This is a genomic window from Streptacidiphilus sp. PAMC 29251 (assembly GCF_054208735.2).
This window is the reverse complement of record NZ_CM135725.2, coordinates 2,566,664-2,581,902: the sequence shown is the minus strand read 5'-3', so window position 1 is coordinate 2,581,902 and position 15,239 is coordinate 2,566,664. Positions and strand designations below refer to the sequence as shown.

Sequence of the window (15,239 nt, the reverse complement as noted above, 5' to 3'; positions counted from 1 at the left end):
GCACCGCGTCAACAGTTTGTTGAACTTTAGGCATCTTTGCTGCTCGCCTGCTGTCGGTTCAGGTAGTTGTACACGGTGAACCGGCTGACGCCGAGCGCCGCCGCGACCGTCTCCACCCCGTGCCGGATGGTGAACGCGCCGCGCTCCTCCAGCTGGGCCACTACCCGCTGCTTGCTGGCCCGGTCCAGCTCGGTGAGTTCGCCGCCGCCGAACTGCCGGCGGACCTCGCCGAGCAGCCGGTCCATGGCGCTCTCCATGCCGGGGAGGCGGACCGCGACCGCGGGCCGGTCGTCCCACTCCAGCAGCACGTCGTCCGGGCGGGCCTCGGCCGGGCTGACCGCGCTGGCGCCCACGGCGTCCAGCAGCGGCTTGATGGCCCGGGCCAGCGGGTGCAGCGGCTCGGCGGGTGTGTCGGACTGATCGACGGCGGTCATCCGGCCTCCTCCTGGTCCGCTATCGGCAGGCCGTCCTCGCCCAGGGCGCTGATCTGGAGCGAGATCCTGGTCGCGCCATTGGCCAGGGTGTCCTCCAGCAGTCGGGTGATCGCGGCCAGGGCATCGGTGGCCGGGCCCTCGGCGCTGGTCCCGAACGGGCCGACGTCGACCGTCAGCCCGGCCTGGTCCACCGCGCGGCGGGCGGCCTTCGCATGGTCGGGGAAGCCGTCGAGTTCGAACGGCTCTGTCGTGAACTCCACCTTCAATCGCACGCGCGCAGCGTATCCCGACATGTGGGGCACGGGCTCGGCCAACTTCAACAAAATGTTGCGAGATGGTCTTGACAGCCCTGCGCGCCCTCATGCGATAGTTCCATCAAGCAGAAACTTGCTTCCGCATTGTGGAATTGGATGGGTGACCGCATGACCGCCGCCGCACGCGACTGGCTCGACCAGCGCTGGACCGTGAACCTCTCGATCCTCTTCACCGAGCTGCCGCTGCTCGAACGCCCCGCCGCGGCGGCCGCGGCCGGCTTCGACGCCGCCGAACTGTGGTGGACCCTGGACGGGCCCACCCCGCCCGACCGCGAACTCGACGCGCTGCGCCGGTCCTTCACCGACGCGGGCGTCCAGCTCACCGGGCTCAACTTCGACGCCGGGAACATGGCCGCGGGCTCCAAGGGCCTGCTCTCCCGCCCGGCCGAGTCCCAGCAGTTCCGCGACAACATCGCGGTCGCGGTCGGCCTCGCCGACTCCCTGGGCTGCAAGGCGCTGAACGCCCTCTACGGCAACCGGGTGGAGGGGCTGGACGTCCAGACGCAGGACGAGCTGGCGCTCGAGAATCTGACGCTGGCCGCCCATGCGACGCACGGCATCGGCGCGATCCTGCTGGTGGAGGCGCTGAACGCGCCGGAGGCGCCACTGTACGGTCTGCTCTCCAGCAAGGACGCGGTCGGCGTGGTGGACAGCGTGAACGCGGCCACCGGGCTCGGCAACACCTACTTCCTGTGCGACCTCTACCACCTGGCCCGCAACGGCGAGGACCTGGCCTCGGTCATCGAGACCTACGCGGACCGGATCGGCCATGTGCAGATCGCGGACGCCCCGGCCAGGAACCAGCCCGGCACCGGCGAACTCGACTTCGCCGACCTCACCGCTCGCCTCGACGCCGTCGGCTACACCGGGCGGATCGGTCTTGAGTACAAGCCCGCGGCGGGGGTCGCGACGGCGGACACCTTCGGCTGGCTGCCCCGTGAACTGCGTCGCGGTGAGCGCGGCCAGTCCTGATCTTCAGCTCAGCATCTGCCTCAAAGACTTTGGAGTACGGAATGGCAAACTCTCGCAAGATCGCGTTCATCGGTCTCGGGATCATGGGTAGCCCGATGGCTGCCAACCTGGTGCGCGCGGGTCACACCGTCACCGGGTTCAACCTGACCCAGGACGCCATCGACAAGCTGGTCGCCGACGGCGGCCGCGCCGCCGGCAGCATCGCCGAGGCGGTGGCCGACGCCGAGGTCGTGATCACCATGGTCCCCGCGGACCCGCAGGTCGAGCAGGCGATCCTCGGTGCGGACGGCGTTCTGGCGCATGCCAAGCCCGGCACCCTGGTCATCGACATGAGCAGCATCACCCCGCAGACCTCGATCAAGGTCGCCGCCGCCGCGCAGGAGAAGGGGATCCGCACCCTGGACGCCCCGGTCTCCGGTGGCGAGGCCGGCGCGATCGAGGCCGTGCTCTCCATCATGGTCGGCGGCGGCGCCGACGACTTCGCCGAGGCCAAGCCGCTGTTCGACGCGCTGGGCACCACGGTCATCCACGTCGGCCCGGCCGGCGCCGGACAGACCGTCAAGGCCGCCAACCAGCTGATCGTCGCGGTGAACATCCAGGTCGTGGCCGAGGCCGTGGTGTTCCTGGAGAACGCCGGCGTCGACCTCCCGGCCGCGCTGGACGTCCTCGCCGGCGGCCTGGCCGGTTCGACCGTGCTGAACCGCAAGAAGGCCAACATGGTCAACCGCGAGTTCGCTCCCGGCTTCCGGATCGACCTGCACCACAAGGACATGGGCATCGTCACCGCCGCGGCCCGCGCGGTCGAGGCCCCACTGCCGGTCGGCTCGCTGGTCGCCCAGCTGGTCGCCTCGGCCCGCGCCAACGGTGACGGCTCGCTGGACCACTCGGCACTGCTGCGCGGCGTCGAGCGCCTCGCCGGACGGAAGGTCAACTGACATGGCACGTATGACCGCAGCCCAGGCGGCCGTTGAGATCCTCAAGGCCGAGGGCGTCACCCACCTGTTCGGCCTGCCGGGCGCCGCGATCAACCCGTTCTACTCCGCGATGCGGACCAACGGCGGGCTGACCCACATCCTGGCCCGGCACGTCGAAGGCGCCTCGCACATGGCGGAGGGCTACACCCGCGCCAAGGCCGGCAACATCGGCGTCTGCATCGGCACCAGCGGCCCGGCCGGGACCGACATGATCACCGGCCTCTACTCGGCCAGCGCGGACTCGATCCCGATCCTGTGCATCACCGGCCAGGCGCCGGTGGCGAAGCTGCACAAGGAGGACTTCCAGGCCGTCGACATCACCTCGATCGCCAAGCCGCTCACCAAGATGGCGATGACCGTCCTGGAGGCCGCCCAGGTCCCCGGCGCGTTCCAGCAGGCGTTCCACCTGATGCGCTCGGGCCGTCCCGGCCCGGTGCTGATCGACCTGCCGATCGACGTCCAGATGACCGAGATCGAGTTCGACATCGAGACCTACCAGCCGCTGCCGGTCTACAAGCCGTCGGCGTCGCGGGCCCAGATCGCCAAGGCGCTGGACCTGCTGGCCGCGTCCGAGAAGCCGCTGATCATCGCCGGCGGCGGGGTCATCAACGCCGACGCCGCCGACCTGCTGGTGGAGTTCGCCGAGCTGACCGGCGTCCCGGTCGTCCCCACCCTGATGGGCTGGGGCAGCATCCCGGACGACCACGAGCTGACGGCCGGCATGGTCGGCCTGCAGACCTCGCACCGCTACGGCAACGCGACGATGCTGGAGTCGGACTTCGTGCTCGGCATCGGCAACCGCTGGGCCAACCGCCACACCGGTCTGCTCGACGCCTACACGGCCGGACGCACCTTCGTCCACGTCGACATCGAGCCCACCCAGATCGGGCGGGTCTTCGCCCCGGACTTCGGCATCGTCTCCGACGCCAAGGCCGCGCTGGAGCTGTTCGTCGAGGTGGCGCGGGAGCGCAAGGCCGCCGGGCTGCTCGCGGACCGCAGCGCCTGGGCGCAGAGCTGCCAGGACCGCAAGGGCCAACTGCTGCGCAAGACCGACTTCGACAACATCCCGGTCAAGCCGCAGCGGGTCTACCAGGAGATGAACCAGGCCTTCGGCCGTGACACCCGCTATGTCACCACCATTGGCCTGTCCCAGATCCAGGCCGCGCAGATGCTGCACGTCTACGGGCCGCGCAACTGGATCAACGCCGGCCAGGCCGGCCCGCTGGGCTGGACCCTGCCGGCCGCGCTGGGCGTCGCCACGGCGGACCCGGAGGGCACCGTGGTCGCGCTGTCCGGCGACTACGACTTCCAGTTCATGATCGAGGAACTGGCCGTCGGCGCGCAGTTCCAGATCCCCTACATCCACGTCGTTGTCAACAACGCTTACCTGGGCCTGATCCGTCAGGCGCAGCGGGCCTTCGACATGGACTACCACGTCCAGCTCTCCTTCGAGAACGTCAACGCCCCCGAGCTCAACGGCTACGGCGTGGACCACGTCAAGGTGGCCGAGGGCCTGGGCTGCAAGGCGATCAGGGTCTTCGACCCGAACGAGCTGGGCGCGGCCTTCGAGCAGGCCAAGAAGCTGATGGCCGAGTTCCGGGTGCCGGTGATCGTCGAGGTCATCCTGGAGCGGGTCACCAACGTCTCGATGTCGGGCACCGGGATCGACGCGGTGAACGAGTGGGAGCCGGTCGCCGAGCAGGCGTCGGACGCCCCCAGCGCCATCCTGAACACCCTGGCCTGACGTTCCCTCATGAAACTCCTCCCCGCAGCGGCAGATCCTTCCGGTCGTGCCCGCCGCTGCGGGGAGGTACCAGCCCCCCGTTCTACGCGACGGGGAGGCTCCACAGACTTCCTCCCGGCGGTGTGACCCCATCCCGATGATGGGAAGATCCGGTCGTGCCCGCATCGCCGGGAGGGACACCTCGTACAGAGCCACGAACGCAACGTAGGGAAGACGCGATGACGCAGCAGTACACGACCGGACATGTAGTCATCGCTCCTGACAAGTTCAAGGGCAGCCTCACCGCGGCCGAGGCCGCCGAGCGGATCGCCGCGGGCATCCTCCGGGCCGCGCCCGGGACCGAGATCCGGCTGCTCCCGGTCGCCGACGGCGGCGAGGGCACCGTGCTGGCCGCGCTCGCGGCCGGCTTCAGCCGGGTGGAGCTGACCGTCAGCGGTCCGACCGGCGAGCCGGTGCAGGCCGCCATCGCGGTCAGTGCCGCCGCCGACGGCAGCGGCGGCACCGCGGTGGTGGAGGCGGCGCAGGCCAGCGGTCTCACCCTGCTGCCTGGCGGGGTCAAAGCCGCACTCACCGCCAGCAGCTACGGCACCGGGCAGCTGATCGCCCGCGCCCTGGAGCTCGGCTGCACCAGGATCGTGCTCGGCCTCGGCGGCGTCGCCTGCACCGACGGCGGGGCCGGCCTGGCCCAGGCCCTCGGCGCCAGCCTGCGCGACGCCGACGGCGCCGAGCTGCCGCCCGGCGGCGCCCCGCTGGCCCGGCTGTACAGCCTCGACCTGGGCACCCTCCCGGCCGCGCTGGCCGGGGTGGAGGTGGTGATCGCCAGCGATGTCGACAACCCCCTGCTCGGGACGCGTGGCGCGCCCGCCGTCTACGGCCCGCAGAAGGGCGCGAGCCCGGCGGACGTGGCCGAGCTGGACGCGGCGCTGACCCGCTGGGCCGACGCGGTCGCCACGCTGACCGGCACTGATCTGCGGGACACCCCCGGCGCGGGCGCGGCCGGGGGCCTCGGCTTCGGGGCCCTGGCGCTGCTGGGGGCCCGGCTGCAACCGGGGATCGAGCTGCTGCTCGATCTCCTCGGGTTCGACCAGGCTGTGCGGGGAGCCGGCCTGGTCGTCACCGGTGAGGGCTGCCTGGACGTGCAGACGCTGCACGGAAAGGCCCCCGCCGGGGTCGCCGCGGCGGCCACTGGAGCGGGGGTTCCGGTGGCCGCCGTGGCCGGCCGACTCGAACTGGACGAGGCCGCCTGGCGCAAGGCGGGCTTCGCCGCCGCGTACGCCCTGGAAGCCCTGGCGGGCCCGGACGCGGCGGAGGGCGAGAGCCTGACCCGGGCCGGAGAGCTCGCCGAGCTGGCGGGCGAACGGCTCGCCGAGCAGTTCCTGCGGCAGTGACCGCCGCTTCGCGGCAACCGCAGGCAACTGCCCCGCGAACCGCTTCCCGGCAAACGTTGACGTTTTGTTGAAGGCGGCCTTAGGCTCGCTCTGTCTGAACCGCCCGGTTGTTCCGGTCGCAGCGCACCGCCTGCGGCTTTCCCAGCCGCACCAACCCGGAGGTTTCGTTGACCGCCCCGTCGTACACCCTGTTCCGCTCCCGGAGGGTCGTCCTCCCCGAGGGCGAGCGTGCTGCCGACGTGGTCGTCAGCGACGGGAAGATCATCGAGGTGCTGCCCTACGGGGCCGGCGCCGGTGGTGAGCTGACCGACCTGGGCGAGCTGGCGCTGCTGCCGGGCCTGGTCGACAGCCACGTCCATGTGAACGAGCCCGGCCGCACCGAGTGGGAGGGCTTCGCCACCGCCACCCGGGCCGCCGCCGCGGGCGGGGTCACCACCATCGTCGACATGCCGCTGAACTCCATCCCGCCGACCACCACGGTCGCCGGTCTTGAGGCCAAGCGGAAGGTCGCCGACGGACAGACCTTTGTCGACGTCGGCCTGTGGGGCGGGGCGATTCCGGGCAACACTGCTGACCTGGAACCGCTGCACCGGGCCGGCGTCTTCGGCTTCAAGAGCTTCCTCGCCCCCTCGGGCGTGGACGAGTTCCCGCATCTGACGGGTGATCAACTCACCGAGGCGCTAACCGAACTGGCCCGGATCGACGCGCTGGCGATCATCCACGCCGAGGACCCCGGGTGCTCGACGCGGCGCCGCAGCAGCCGGGCCCGCACTACGCCGACTTCCTGGCCTCCCGTCCCGACGACGCCGAGTCCACCGCCGTCGCCGGGCTGCTGGAGACCGCCCGCAGGACCGGGGCGCGGGTGCACATCCTGCATGTCTCCTCGGCCGCGGTGCTCCCGCTGCTGCGGCAGGCCCGCGCCGACGGCGTCCAGGTCACCGCCGAGACCTGCCCGCACTACCTCACCCTCGCCGCTGAGCAGGTCCCGGACGGCGACACCGCTTTCAAGTGCTGCCCGCCGATCCGCGACGAGCACAACCGCGACCTGCTCTGGCAGGCCCTCGCCGACGGCGAGTTCATCGCGGTGGTCTCGGACCACTCGCCGTCCACGCCCGACCTCAAGCACCTGGCCCGTTACGGCGGCAACGGCGACTTCGCCGCCGCCTGGGGCGGCATCGCCTCGCTCCAGCTGGGCCTGCCCGCGATCTGGACCGAGGCCCGCGCCCGCGGCTTCGCCCTGACCGACGTGGTCCGCTGGATGAGCGCGGGCCCGGCGTCCCTGGCCGGCCTCTGTACGAAGGGCGCCATCGCGCCCGGCATGGACGCCGACCTGGTCGCCTTCGACCCCGACGGCATTTTCACCGTCGACCCCGAGGCCTTGCAGCACCGCAACCCCGTCACCCCATACGCAGGCCGCACGCTGACCGGCGCCGTCCGCACCACCTGGCTTCGCGGCCAGGTCGTGAACGTTGACGCTGACGCCCAGCCGCTCGGCCGCCTGATCGTCCGAGGAGAAGCATGACCGACACCACGAGCCCCGCCGCCTTCACCGAGCTGGTCAACCTCGCCGCCCGCAAGCTCGGCGCCGGCGTGGTCGCTGCCAACGACGAACTGTTCGCCGAGAAGGAGAACCTGATCGTCGCGGCCCCCGCCGAGTTCCGCCCGCACACCTTCGGGCACAAGGGCCAGATCATGGACGGCTGGGAGACCCGCCGCCGCCGCGGCGCCGGCATCGACGAGCCGCACCCCACCGACAGCGACCACGACTGGGCGATCGTCCGGCTCGGCGTGGCCGGCCTGATCCGCGGCGTGGTCGTCGACACCGCCCACTTCACCGGCAACTACCCGGAGACCGGCTCGGTCGAGGGCGCCTCCGTCCCCGGCACCCCCTCGCCCGAGGAGCTGGCCGCCGCCGAGTGGGTGGAGCTGGTCCCGCGCACCGCGCTCAAGGGCGACACCGCCCATGAGTTCCCGGTCTCGGTCGAGCAGCGGTTCACCCACGTCCGCCTCAACATCTGGCCGGACGGCGGCGTCGCCCGGCTCCGCGTGTACGGGGAGGTCGTCGCCGACCCGCGCGACCTGGACGGGCTGACCTTCGACCTGGCCGCCCAGGAGTTCGGCGGCGTCGCCACCGGCGCGTCCGACCGCTACTTCTCCTCGCCGCACAACCTGAACTCGCTCGGCCGCGCCGCGGTCATGGGGGAGGGCTGGGAGACCCGGCGCCGCCGCAACAAGGACAACGACTGGGTCGAGCTGGAGCTTGCGGGCACCGGTGAGGTGCTGGCGGTCGAGATCGACACCACCCACTTCGTCGCCAACTGCCCCGGCTGGGCCTCGGTCTCCGGCCGCGACGAGTCGGGGGAGTGGTGCGACCTGCTGCCCCGCACCGCGCTGCAGCCGGACACCCGGCACCGGCTGCGGATCACCCCGCAGCGCCCGGTCACCGCGGCCCGCCTCAATGTCTTCCCGGACGGCGGCGTGGCCCGGCTGCGGCTCACCGGCCGGCTCACCGAGTCGGGCCGCGCCGCGCTGGCGCTGCGCTGGCTGAACCTGGTCCCGGCCGCGGAGGCTGAGCAGGCTCTGGCCGAGGCCGGGCTCTCGGCGGCTGAGGCAGCGTCAGTGACCGCTGTCCGTCCGCTTGCTGACTCCACGTCATTGAAGGCGGCGGTGGACGCGCTGCAGCCGCAGGACACCCCCGACGGCGAGGACACCACCCGCCGCGGGGCCGCGATCTGGCGGCTGCTGGGCGTCTGAGACGACGGCCCGCCCAGCAGCCGCCCACCCGTCGCCCGCCACCACCCTTCCAAGGGCGCGCTGCGCGCGGCACCCCTGAACCCGTCGCCCGCCACCACCCTTCCAAGGGCGCGCTGCGCGCGGCACCCCTGAACCCGTCGCCCGCCACCACCCTTCCAAGGGCGCGCTGCGCGCGGCACCCCTGAACTACTGATCAATTTCACCTTCGAGCCACCACCGAGGTACCGCTATGTCCAAAATCCTGACCACTGAGTCCGGCGCGCCCGTCGCCGACAACCAGAACTCCGCGCAGGCGGGCCTCGGCGGCCCGGTTCTGATCCAGGACCAGCAGCTGATCGAGAAGCTCGCCCGGTTCAACCGCGAGCGCATCCCGGAGCGGGTCGTCCACGCCCGCGGCTCCGGCGCCCACGGGTACTTCGAGGTGACCGACGACGTCACCCCGTACACCCGGGCCAACTTCCTCGACAGTGTCGGCAAGCGCACCGAGGTGTTCCTGCGCTTCTCCACCGTCGCCGGGAACCTCGGCTCCAACGACGCCGTGCGCGACCCCCGCGGCTTCGCGCTGAAGTTCTACACCGAGGAGGGCAACTACGACCTCGTCGGCAACAACACCCCGGTGTTCTTCATCAAGGACCCGATCAAGTTCCCCGACTTCATCCACTCCCAGAAGCGCGACCCGTTCACCGGCGTCCAGGAGGCGGACAACGTCTGGGACTACTGGTCCTACTCGCCCGAGTCGCTGCACCAGATCACCTGGCTGTTCGGCGACCGCGGCATCCCGGCGTCCTACCGCCACATGAACGGCTACGGCTCGCACACCTACCAGTGGACCGCCGCCGACGGCGCCGCGTACTGGGTGAAGTACCACTTCAAGACCAACCAGGGCGTCCGCAGCCTGGACGGCGCCCAGGCCGGCGAGCAGGTGGGCCAGGACGCCGACAGCCACCAGCGCGACCTGCACACCGCGATCGAGCGCGGGATCTTCCCGTCCTGGACCGTGTACGTGCAGCTGATGCCGGTGGCCGAGGCCGCCGACTACCGCTTCAACCCGTTCGACCTGACCAAGGTCTGGCCGCACGCGGACTACCCGCTGCAGAAGGTCGGCCGGCTGGTCCTCAACCGCAACCCGGAGAACGTCTTCGCCGAGGTCGAGCAGGCCGCGTTCTCGCCGAACAACTTCGTCCCCGGCATCGGCGCCTCGCCCGACAAGATGCTCCAGGGCCGGCTGTTCGCCTACGCCGACGCGCACCGCTACCGGCTGGGCGTGAACCACACCCAGCTCGCGGTGAACGCGCCCAAGGCCACCACCGCGCAGAACTACGGCCGTGACGGCCTGGGCGCGTCCAACGCGGGCGGCCGGGCCAAGAACTACGAGCCCAACTCGTACGACGGCCCGCGGCAGACCGACCAGGCCCTGGCCGCCCCCACCGCGGTGCACGGCTGGACCGGCACCCACGCCGCCGCCGAGCACGCCAAGGACGACGACTTCTTCCAGGCCGGTGAGCTCTACCGGCTGATGTCGGAGGCCGAGCAGGGCCGGCTGATCGCCAACCTGGCCGGCTCCATCGGCTCGGTCAGCCGCGACGACGTGGTCGAGCGCGTGCTGCCGTTCTTCCACGCCGCCGACGCCGACTACGGCCGCCGGCTCCAGGCCGCGGTCGAGGCCGTCCGCAACGCCGACGAGGCGTAGCGGAACCGGCTCGGCGATCAGGACCAGCGGGCCCCCGGGTGCAGCGTCGCATCCGGGGGTCCGCTCTCTATTTGGCTCATTCGGGTAGCGACGTGACTCCGCAAGGTGAAGAGTGGTCGGCGGGGGGTACCGTCCGCACGTTTCGACCCGGAGGCCCGCACCGATGCCCGAAGTCAACGCTCCGTACACACCCGGAACCCCTTGTTGGGTCGACCTGATGGTCCCCGACCAGCAGGCCGCCCTCGACTTCTACCGCGATCTCCTCGGCTGGCAGGGTGAGCCCGGCGCCCCGGAGACCGGCGGCTACGCCGTCTGCACCTTCCGCGGCCTGCCGGTGGCGGGCATCGGCCCGACCATGGACCCGGCCACGCCCACCGTCTGGACCACCTACCTGGCCAGTGACGACGCCGACGCCAGCATGGCGAAGATCGGCAAGGCCGGCGGCCAGGTGATGATGCCGCCGATGGACGTGATGACCCTCGGCCGGATGGCCGTCGCGGTGGACCCGTCCGGCGCGGTCTTCGGCGTGTGGGAGCACAAGGACTTCATCGGCGCCCAGCTCGTCAACGAGCCCGGCGCGCTGGCCTGGAACGAGTGCAACTCCAGCGACCCGGTCGCGGCTGCCGCCTTCTACAGCGCGGCCTTCGGCGTCGGCGTCGAGGAGATGCCCGGCGGGACGGAGTACCGGACCTTCCAGATCGGCGGCCGGCCGGTCGGCGGCCTCAACAAGCTCACCGAACCGCCGTTCCCGGCCGGGACCCCCTCGCACTGGTTGACCTACTTCTGCGTGGACGACACCGACAGCACCGTCGACGCCGCCGTCAAGCGCAACGCCGACGTGCTGATGCCCCCGTCGGACACGCCCTTCGGCCGGATGGCCGCACTGCGCGACCCCTGGGGCGCGGTCTTCTCCATCATCGAGTCCACGGACAACCCCCCGGCCTGAGCGGGGCCCTGCGCGCAGCTACGCGCCCGTCCGCAGAGCCGCTCTCAGGCCCCGCGGACGGGCGCGAGGTGCCTAACCCGCGCGGCGGTTCTCGCGTGTGCGGTGGACCAGGTCCGTCGCGGCTTCGGGCCAGGCGGGTGGTCGAAGGTGAAGCCGGCCTCGTGGAGCCGGCCCGGGACCACGCGGCGGCTCTTGAGCAGGAGTTCGGTGTCGGAGCGCAGCGCGAAGGCGCCGAGCTCGGCCATCCAGTGGGTGGCGGGCAGACCCACCGGGACGCCCCAGGCCGCGCGCAGGGTGCGCATGAAGGCGCGTTGCGGCAGCGGGGCGGGGGAGGCGAGGTTCACCGGTCCGGTGAGGTCGTCCCGGTCGATCAGGAACTCGACCGCGCGGACGAAGTCCTGGTCGTGGATCCAGGAGAGGTACTGGGCCCCGCCCGCGACCGGGCCGCCGAGGCCGAGCCGGGCCAGCCGCAGCAGCACGTCGAAGACGCCGCCGTGGTCCGGGCTCATCACCATCGCGGCGCGCAGCGCGACCTTGCGGGTGTGCGGGGTCGCGGCCTGCTGCTGGGCCAGTTCCCAGGCCTTGGCGATCTCGACGCTGTAGGCCCAGTAGCCGGGGACGTCGGGTTCGTCGCCGCCGATCAGCCCGGTCGCCTCGTCGTTGGGCGCGTCGTAGCGGTGGGCGTAGATCGTGGCGGTGCTCATCTGCAGCCAGACCCGGGGCGGCCGGGCCGCGGCCGCGATCGCCTGGCCCACCACCCGGGCGGAGTTGACCCTTGAGTCCATCATCGCCTGGAGGTTCGCCGGGGTGTAGCGGCAGCTCACGCTGCGGCCGGCCAGGTTTGATGACGACGTCACTGCCGTCGATCGCCTCGGCCCAGGGCCCCAGCGTCTCGCCGTCCCAGCGGATCTCCCGCTCGCCGCTCGGCTGTCTGGTCAGCACCAGGACCTCATGGCCCGCCGCGGTCAGCGCGCGGTTCAGGATCGTGCCGACCTGGCCGGTTCCTCCTGGCAGTACAACCTTCATCGGGCTCTCCCCTCGGTGCCTGGGGAGAGCCTAGCGGATAAAGTTGAACATGTTCAAAAGTAATGACGGTGCTGGTCAGGCTATCCGGCGCGGCAGGTCGTCGGCGCGCAGAGGGTGGTCGTGGTGGATCGGGCCGCCGTGGGCGCTCAGCGGGAGGCAGGTGCCGCCGCGGCGGTGGGCGGTGATCTCGGCGGCGACCGCGACCGCGGTCTCCTCCGGGGTGCGGGCGCCGAGGTCCAGGCCGATGGGGGAGCGCAGCCGGGCCAGCTCGACCTCGGTCAGGCCGACCTCGCGCAGCCGGTCCAAGCGCTCGTGGTGGGTGCGCCGGGAGCCCATCGCCCCGACAAAGCCCAGCGGCATCCGCAGCGCGCGCTCCAGCAGCGGGATGTCGAACTTGGCGTCATGGGTCAGCACGCACAGCGCGGTGCGTCCGTCGATCCGCCCGGCGGCGGTCTCGGCGTCGAGGTAGCGGTGCGGCCAGTCGACGACCACCTCGTCCGCGGTGGGGAACCGGCGGGCGGTGGCGAAGACTGGGCGGGCGTCGCAGACGGTGACGTGGTAGCCGAGGAAGCCGCCGATCCTGGCGACCGCGGCGGCGAAGTCGATGGCCCCGAAGACGATCATCCGCGGGGCCGGGACCTGCGACTCGACGAAGAAGGTGACCAGCTCGGATGACGAGGCGGACGAGGCAGGCGAGGCGGACGAGCCGAGGGAGGGCTCGCAGAGCCTGCCGTCCTGGGCGAGGGTGAACTGCCCGGTGCGGCCGTTGTCGAGCATCGCCCTGGCCTGCAGCACCGCGGCGTGCTCCAGGGCAGGCAGGGCAGGCAGGGCCGACAGAGCAGGCAGGGCCGGACGGCCCAGCGTCCCGTGGTGGGTGTCGGCGGTGACGGCCAGAGCCGAGCCGAGCAGTGCGGAGGGCCCGGAGATGATCCGGACCAGGGCCACCGGCGAGCCCGAGCGGATGTAGGCCAGCGCGGCGTCCAGCCCGTCCGAGACGCCGGGGGTGACCGGCTGGACGAAGACGTCGATGGCGCCGCCGCAGGTCAGGCCGACGGCGAAGGCGTCCTCGTCGGAGAAGCCGAAGCGGTGCAGCACCGGGAGGCCCGAGCTCAGGGCCTCCTGGCACAGCTCGTACACCGCCCCCTCCACGCAGCCCCCGGAGACGCTGCCGACGGCCTCGCCGGCGCCGTCCACGGCCAGGGCCGCTCCGGGATCGCGCGGGGCGCTCCCGGAGACGGACACCACGGTGGCCACGGCGAAGGAGCGTCCAGCGGAGTGCCAGGCGTTGAGCTGCTCGGCGATGTCCTGCATGGGTGCTGCTCCTTCGTGCGACGAGAGATGGGTTGAGGGGACGGTGTGACCGGCTAGTGGATGCCGAGCCAGTCCTTGAGCGGGTGCAGGGCGAAGAACACCACGAAGACGACGCTGAGCGCCCACATCAGGATGCCCGGTTCGCGCCATTTGCCCGCGCCGGCCTTGATCACCACATAGGAGATGACGCCCGCTCCGACACCCGCGGTGATGGAGTAGGTGAACGGCATCAGCGCGATGGTGAGGAAGGCAGGGATGGCGACCTCGCGGTCACCCCACTCGATGTGGCGGGCCTGGGAGAGCATCATCGAGCCGATGACGACCAGGGCGGCGGCTGCCACCTGGCCCGGCACCATGCCCGCGAGCGGCGTGAAGAACAGCATGAAGGCGAAGACCGAACCGGTGACGACGCTGGCGAAGCCGGTGCGCGCACCGTCTCCCACGCCGGTCGCCGACTCGATGAACACGGTCTGGCCGGAGGCGCCGGCCAGACCGCCGATCGCACCGCCCGCGCCGTCGACGAACAGGGCCTTGGACAGGCCGGGCATCCGGCCCTGCTTGTCAGCCAGCCCGGCCTCGGTGCCGATGCCGATGATGGTGGCCATCGCGTCGAAGAAGCCGGCCAGCACCAGGGTGAAGACCGCGAAGCCCGCGCTCAGCGCGCCCATGCCGTTGCTGCCGAACGCGCCGAACAGGTCGACATGGCCGAAGAGGCCGAAGTTCGGGGCCGCGACCGGGTTGCCGGGCCACTTGGGCACCGACAGGCCCCAGGTGGAGGCGGGGAGGTTGAGCACGGCCTGGACGATCAGCGACAGCACGGTGCCGATCGCGATGCCGATCAGGATCGCGCCGCGGACCTTGCGGACCTGCAGCACGAAGATGGACAGCAGCGTGACGCTGAAGATCAGGACCGGCCAGCCGGTCAGGTTGCCGATCGCGCCGAGCTGGACCGGGGTGTCCGAGTGGGCCGCGTCCGGGACGCGGGTCACGAAGCCGGCGTTGACCAGGCCGATCAGCGCGATGAACAGGCCGATGCCGATGGTGATGGCGTGCTTCAGGGCCAGCGGTATGCCGTTCATGATCATCTCGCGGAGTCCGCTGACGACCATGATGACGATCAGAAGCCCGTAGATGACGCAGAGACCCATGGCTTGCGCCCAGGTGACATGCGGCGCCATCACTGCGGCGAGGGTGTTGGACACGCTCAGACCGGCGGCCGCGGCCAGCGGTGCGTTGCCGACGACGCCCAGCAGGATCGTCGTCACGGCGGCGGCCAGCGCGGTCGCGGTGGTGACCTGAGCCGCGTTCAGATGGGCTCCGGTGACATCCCCGCCCGACAGGATGATCGGGTTGAGCAACAGGATGTAGGCCATCGCCATGAAGGTGGTGAGGCCGCCGCGGATCTCATTGCCGATGGTCGAGCCACGGGCGCTGATCTTGAAGTACGCGTCCATGGCGTTCTTCGGCGCGGGCGGAACGGCAGGCGGAGCGGGTGGGCCCGCCGGTGGCTCCATCTCAGTGGAGTCGCCGTCGTTGGTGATTCTGGATTCCGTGGGGATCTGGGTCACGGGTTCCACTCCCAAGGTTCAAAGGGGGTTGGGGTGGGGCTCGCGGCCGTCCTGGGGCCCATCAGGTAGGGAGTGCAGGGGACGGTTCGGCTCGCTGACGTGCTGGTCGGTCGGTACG

Annotated in this window: 11 protein-coding genes and 2 pseudogenes; 8 read left to right on the top strand and 5 right to left on the bottom strand. The window is 71.4% G+C overall.

Translation table 11 applies throughout. The features are described 5' to 3' along the window. Positions 1-26: 26 nt before the first annotated feature. Entirely contained in the window at positions 27-434 is a 408-nt protein-coding gene (locus ACXKR8_RS12055; protein ID WP_458272896.1) for a helix-turn-helix domain-containing protein, read from the bottom strand. Beyond that, a complete protein-coding gene (locus ACXKR8_RS12050; protein ID WP_458272895.1) occupies positions 431-706 on the bottom strand; it encodes a thiamine-binding protein in 276 nt (91 codons plus the stop codon). The genes ACXKR8_RS12055 and ACXKR8_RS12050 overlap by 4 nt, the downstream gene beginning before the upstream one ends. 150 nt (positions 707-856) lie before the next feature. Here ACXKR8_RS12050 and ACXKR8_RS12045 point away from each other — a divergent pair, with 150 nt between their 5' ends. The 8 genes and pseudogenes from ACXKR8_RS12045 to ACXKR8_RS12010 all read left to right on the top strand — a co-directional run bounded on the left by ACXKR8_RS12045 (position 857) and on the right by ACXKR8_RS12010 (position 11,216). Next, positions 857-1,720, top strand: a complete 864-nt coding sequence (locus tag ACXKR8_RS12045; protein WP_458272894.1) for a TIM barrel protein — start codon at positions 857-859, stop codon at positions 1,718-1,720. A gap of 41 nt (positions 1,721-1,761) precedes the next feature. Then, a complete protein-coding gene (locus tag ACXKR8_RS12040; RefSeq protein WP_458272893.1) occupies positions 1,762-2,655 on the top strand; it encodes a 2-hydroxy-3-oxopropionate reductase in 894 nt (297 codons plus the stop codon). A gap of 1 nt (position 2,656) precedes the next feature. Continuing rightward, positions 2,657-4,438 carry a glyoxylate carboligase gene (gcl, locus tag ACXKR8_RS12035; protein WP_458272892.1) on the top strand — a complete coding sequence of 594 codons (1,782 nt, stop codon included), beginning with the start codon at positions 2,657-2,659 and terminating at the stop codon, positions 4,436-4,438. Positions 4,439-4,656: 218 nt separating this feature from the next. Continuing rightward, complete coding sequence (locus ACXKR8_RS12030) at positions 4,657-5,826, top strand: glycerate kinase (RefSeq protein WP_458272891.1); 1,170 nt, start codon at positions 4,657-4,659, stop codon at positions 5,824-5,826. A 167-nt stretch (positions 5,827-5,993) separates the two neighbouring features. Next, a pseudogene (allB, locus tag ACXKR8_RS12025) lies at positions 5,994-7,348 on the top strand (allantoinase AllB). Continuing rightward, positions 7,345-8,580 (top strand): allantoicase, encoded by a 1,236-nt coding sequence (alc, locus tag ACXKR8_RS12020; RefSeq protein WP_458272889.1) that lies wholly within the window; start codon positions 7,345-7,347, stop codon positions 8,578-8,580. The pseudogene allB and the gene alc overlap by 4 nt, the downstream one beginning before the upstream one ends. Before the next feature lie 229 nt (positions 8,581-8,809). After that, positions 8,810-10,270: a catalase gene (locus ACXKR8_RS12015; RefSeq protein WP_458272888.1), complete on the top strand. Its 1,461-nt coding sequence runs from the start codon at positions 8,810-8,812 to the stop codon at positions 10,268-10,270. A 163-nt stretch (positions 10,271-10,433) separates the two neighbouring features. Beyond that, the gene (locus ACXKR8_RS12010) at positions 10,434-11,216 is read left to right on the top strand and encodes a VOC family protein (protein WP_458272887.1); all 783 of its coding nucleotides are present in this window, start codon (positions 10,434-10,436) and stop codon (positions 11,214-11,216) included. A 72-nt stretch (positions 11,217-11,288) separates the two neighbouring features. Here ACXKR8_RS12010 and ACXKR8_RS12005 read toward each other — a convergent pair. The 3 genes and pseudogenes from ACXKR8_RS12005 to ACXKR8_RS11995 all read right to left on the bottom strand — a co-directional run bounded on the left by ACXKR8_RS12005 (position 11,289) and on the right by ACXKR8_RS11995 (position 15,067). After that, positions 11,289-12,242 (bottom strand): annotated as a pseudogene (locus ACXKR8_RS12005) (TIGR01777 family oxidoreductase). 75 nt (positions 12,243-12,317) lie between these two features. Next, positions 12,318-13,553: an XdhC family protein gene (locus ACXKR8_RS12000; protein ID WP_458272885.1), complete on the bottom strand. Its 1,236-nt coding sequence runs from the start codon at positions 13,551-13,553 to the stop codon at positions 12,318-12,320. Between the two features lie 53 nt (positions 13,554-13,606). Next, a complete protein-coding gene (locus tag ACXKR8_RS11995) occupies positions 13,607-15,067 on the bottom strand; it encodes an NCS2 family permease (RefSeq protein ID WP_458274960.1) in 1,461 nt (486 codons plus the stop codon). Positions 15,068-15,239 lie beyond the last annotated feature (172 nt).

Bases quoted from the DNA above. Each gene is read 5' to 3' on its own strand.
- ACXKR8_RS12010 (WP_458272887.1), top strand. From the start codon at position 10,434: ATGCCCGAAGTCAACGCTCCGTACACACCCGGAACCCCTTGTTGGGTC.
- gcl (WP_458272892.1), top strand. From the start codon at position 2,657: ATGGCACGTATGACCGCAGCCCAGGCGGCCGTTGAGATCCTCAAGGCC.
- ACXKR8_RS12055 (WP_458272896.1), bottom strand. From the start codon at position 434: ATGACCGCCGTCGATCAGTCCGACACACCCGCCGAGCCGCTGCACCCG.
- ACXKR8_RS12030 (WP_458272891.1), top strand. From the start codon at position 4,657: ATGACGCAGCAGTACACGACCGGACATGTAGTCATCGCTCCTGACAAG.
- alc (WP_458272889.1), top strand. From the start codon at position 7,345: ATGACCGACACCACGAGCCCCGCCGCCTTCACCGAGCTGGTCAACCTC.
- ACXKR8_RS11995 (WP_458274960.1), bottom strand. From the start codon at position 15,067: ATGGAGCCACCGGCGGGCCCACCCGCTCCGCCTGCCGTTCCGCCCGCG.
- ACXKR8_RS12045 (WP_458272894.1), top strand. From the start codon at position 857: ATGACCGCCGCCGCACGCGACTGGCTCGACCAGCGCTGGACCGTGAAC.
- ACXKR8_RS12000 (WP_458272885.1), bottom strand. From the start codon at position 13,553: ATGCAGGACATCGCCGAGCAGCTCAACGCCTGGCACTCCGCTGGACGC.
- ACXKR8_RS12015 (WP_458272888.1), top strand. From the start codon at position 8,810: ATGTCCAAAATCCTGACCACTGAGTCCGGCGCGCCCGTCGCCGACAAC.
- ACXKR8_RS12040 (WP_458272893.1), top strand. From the start codon at position 1,762: ATGGCAAACTCTCGCAAGATCGCGTTCATCGGTCTCGGGATCATGGGT.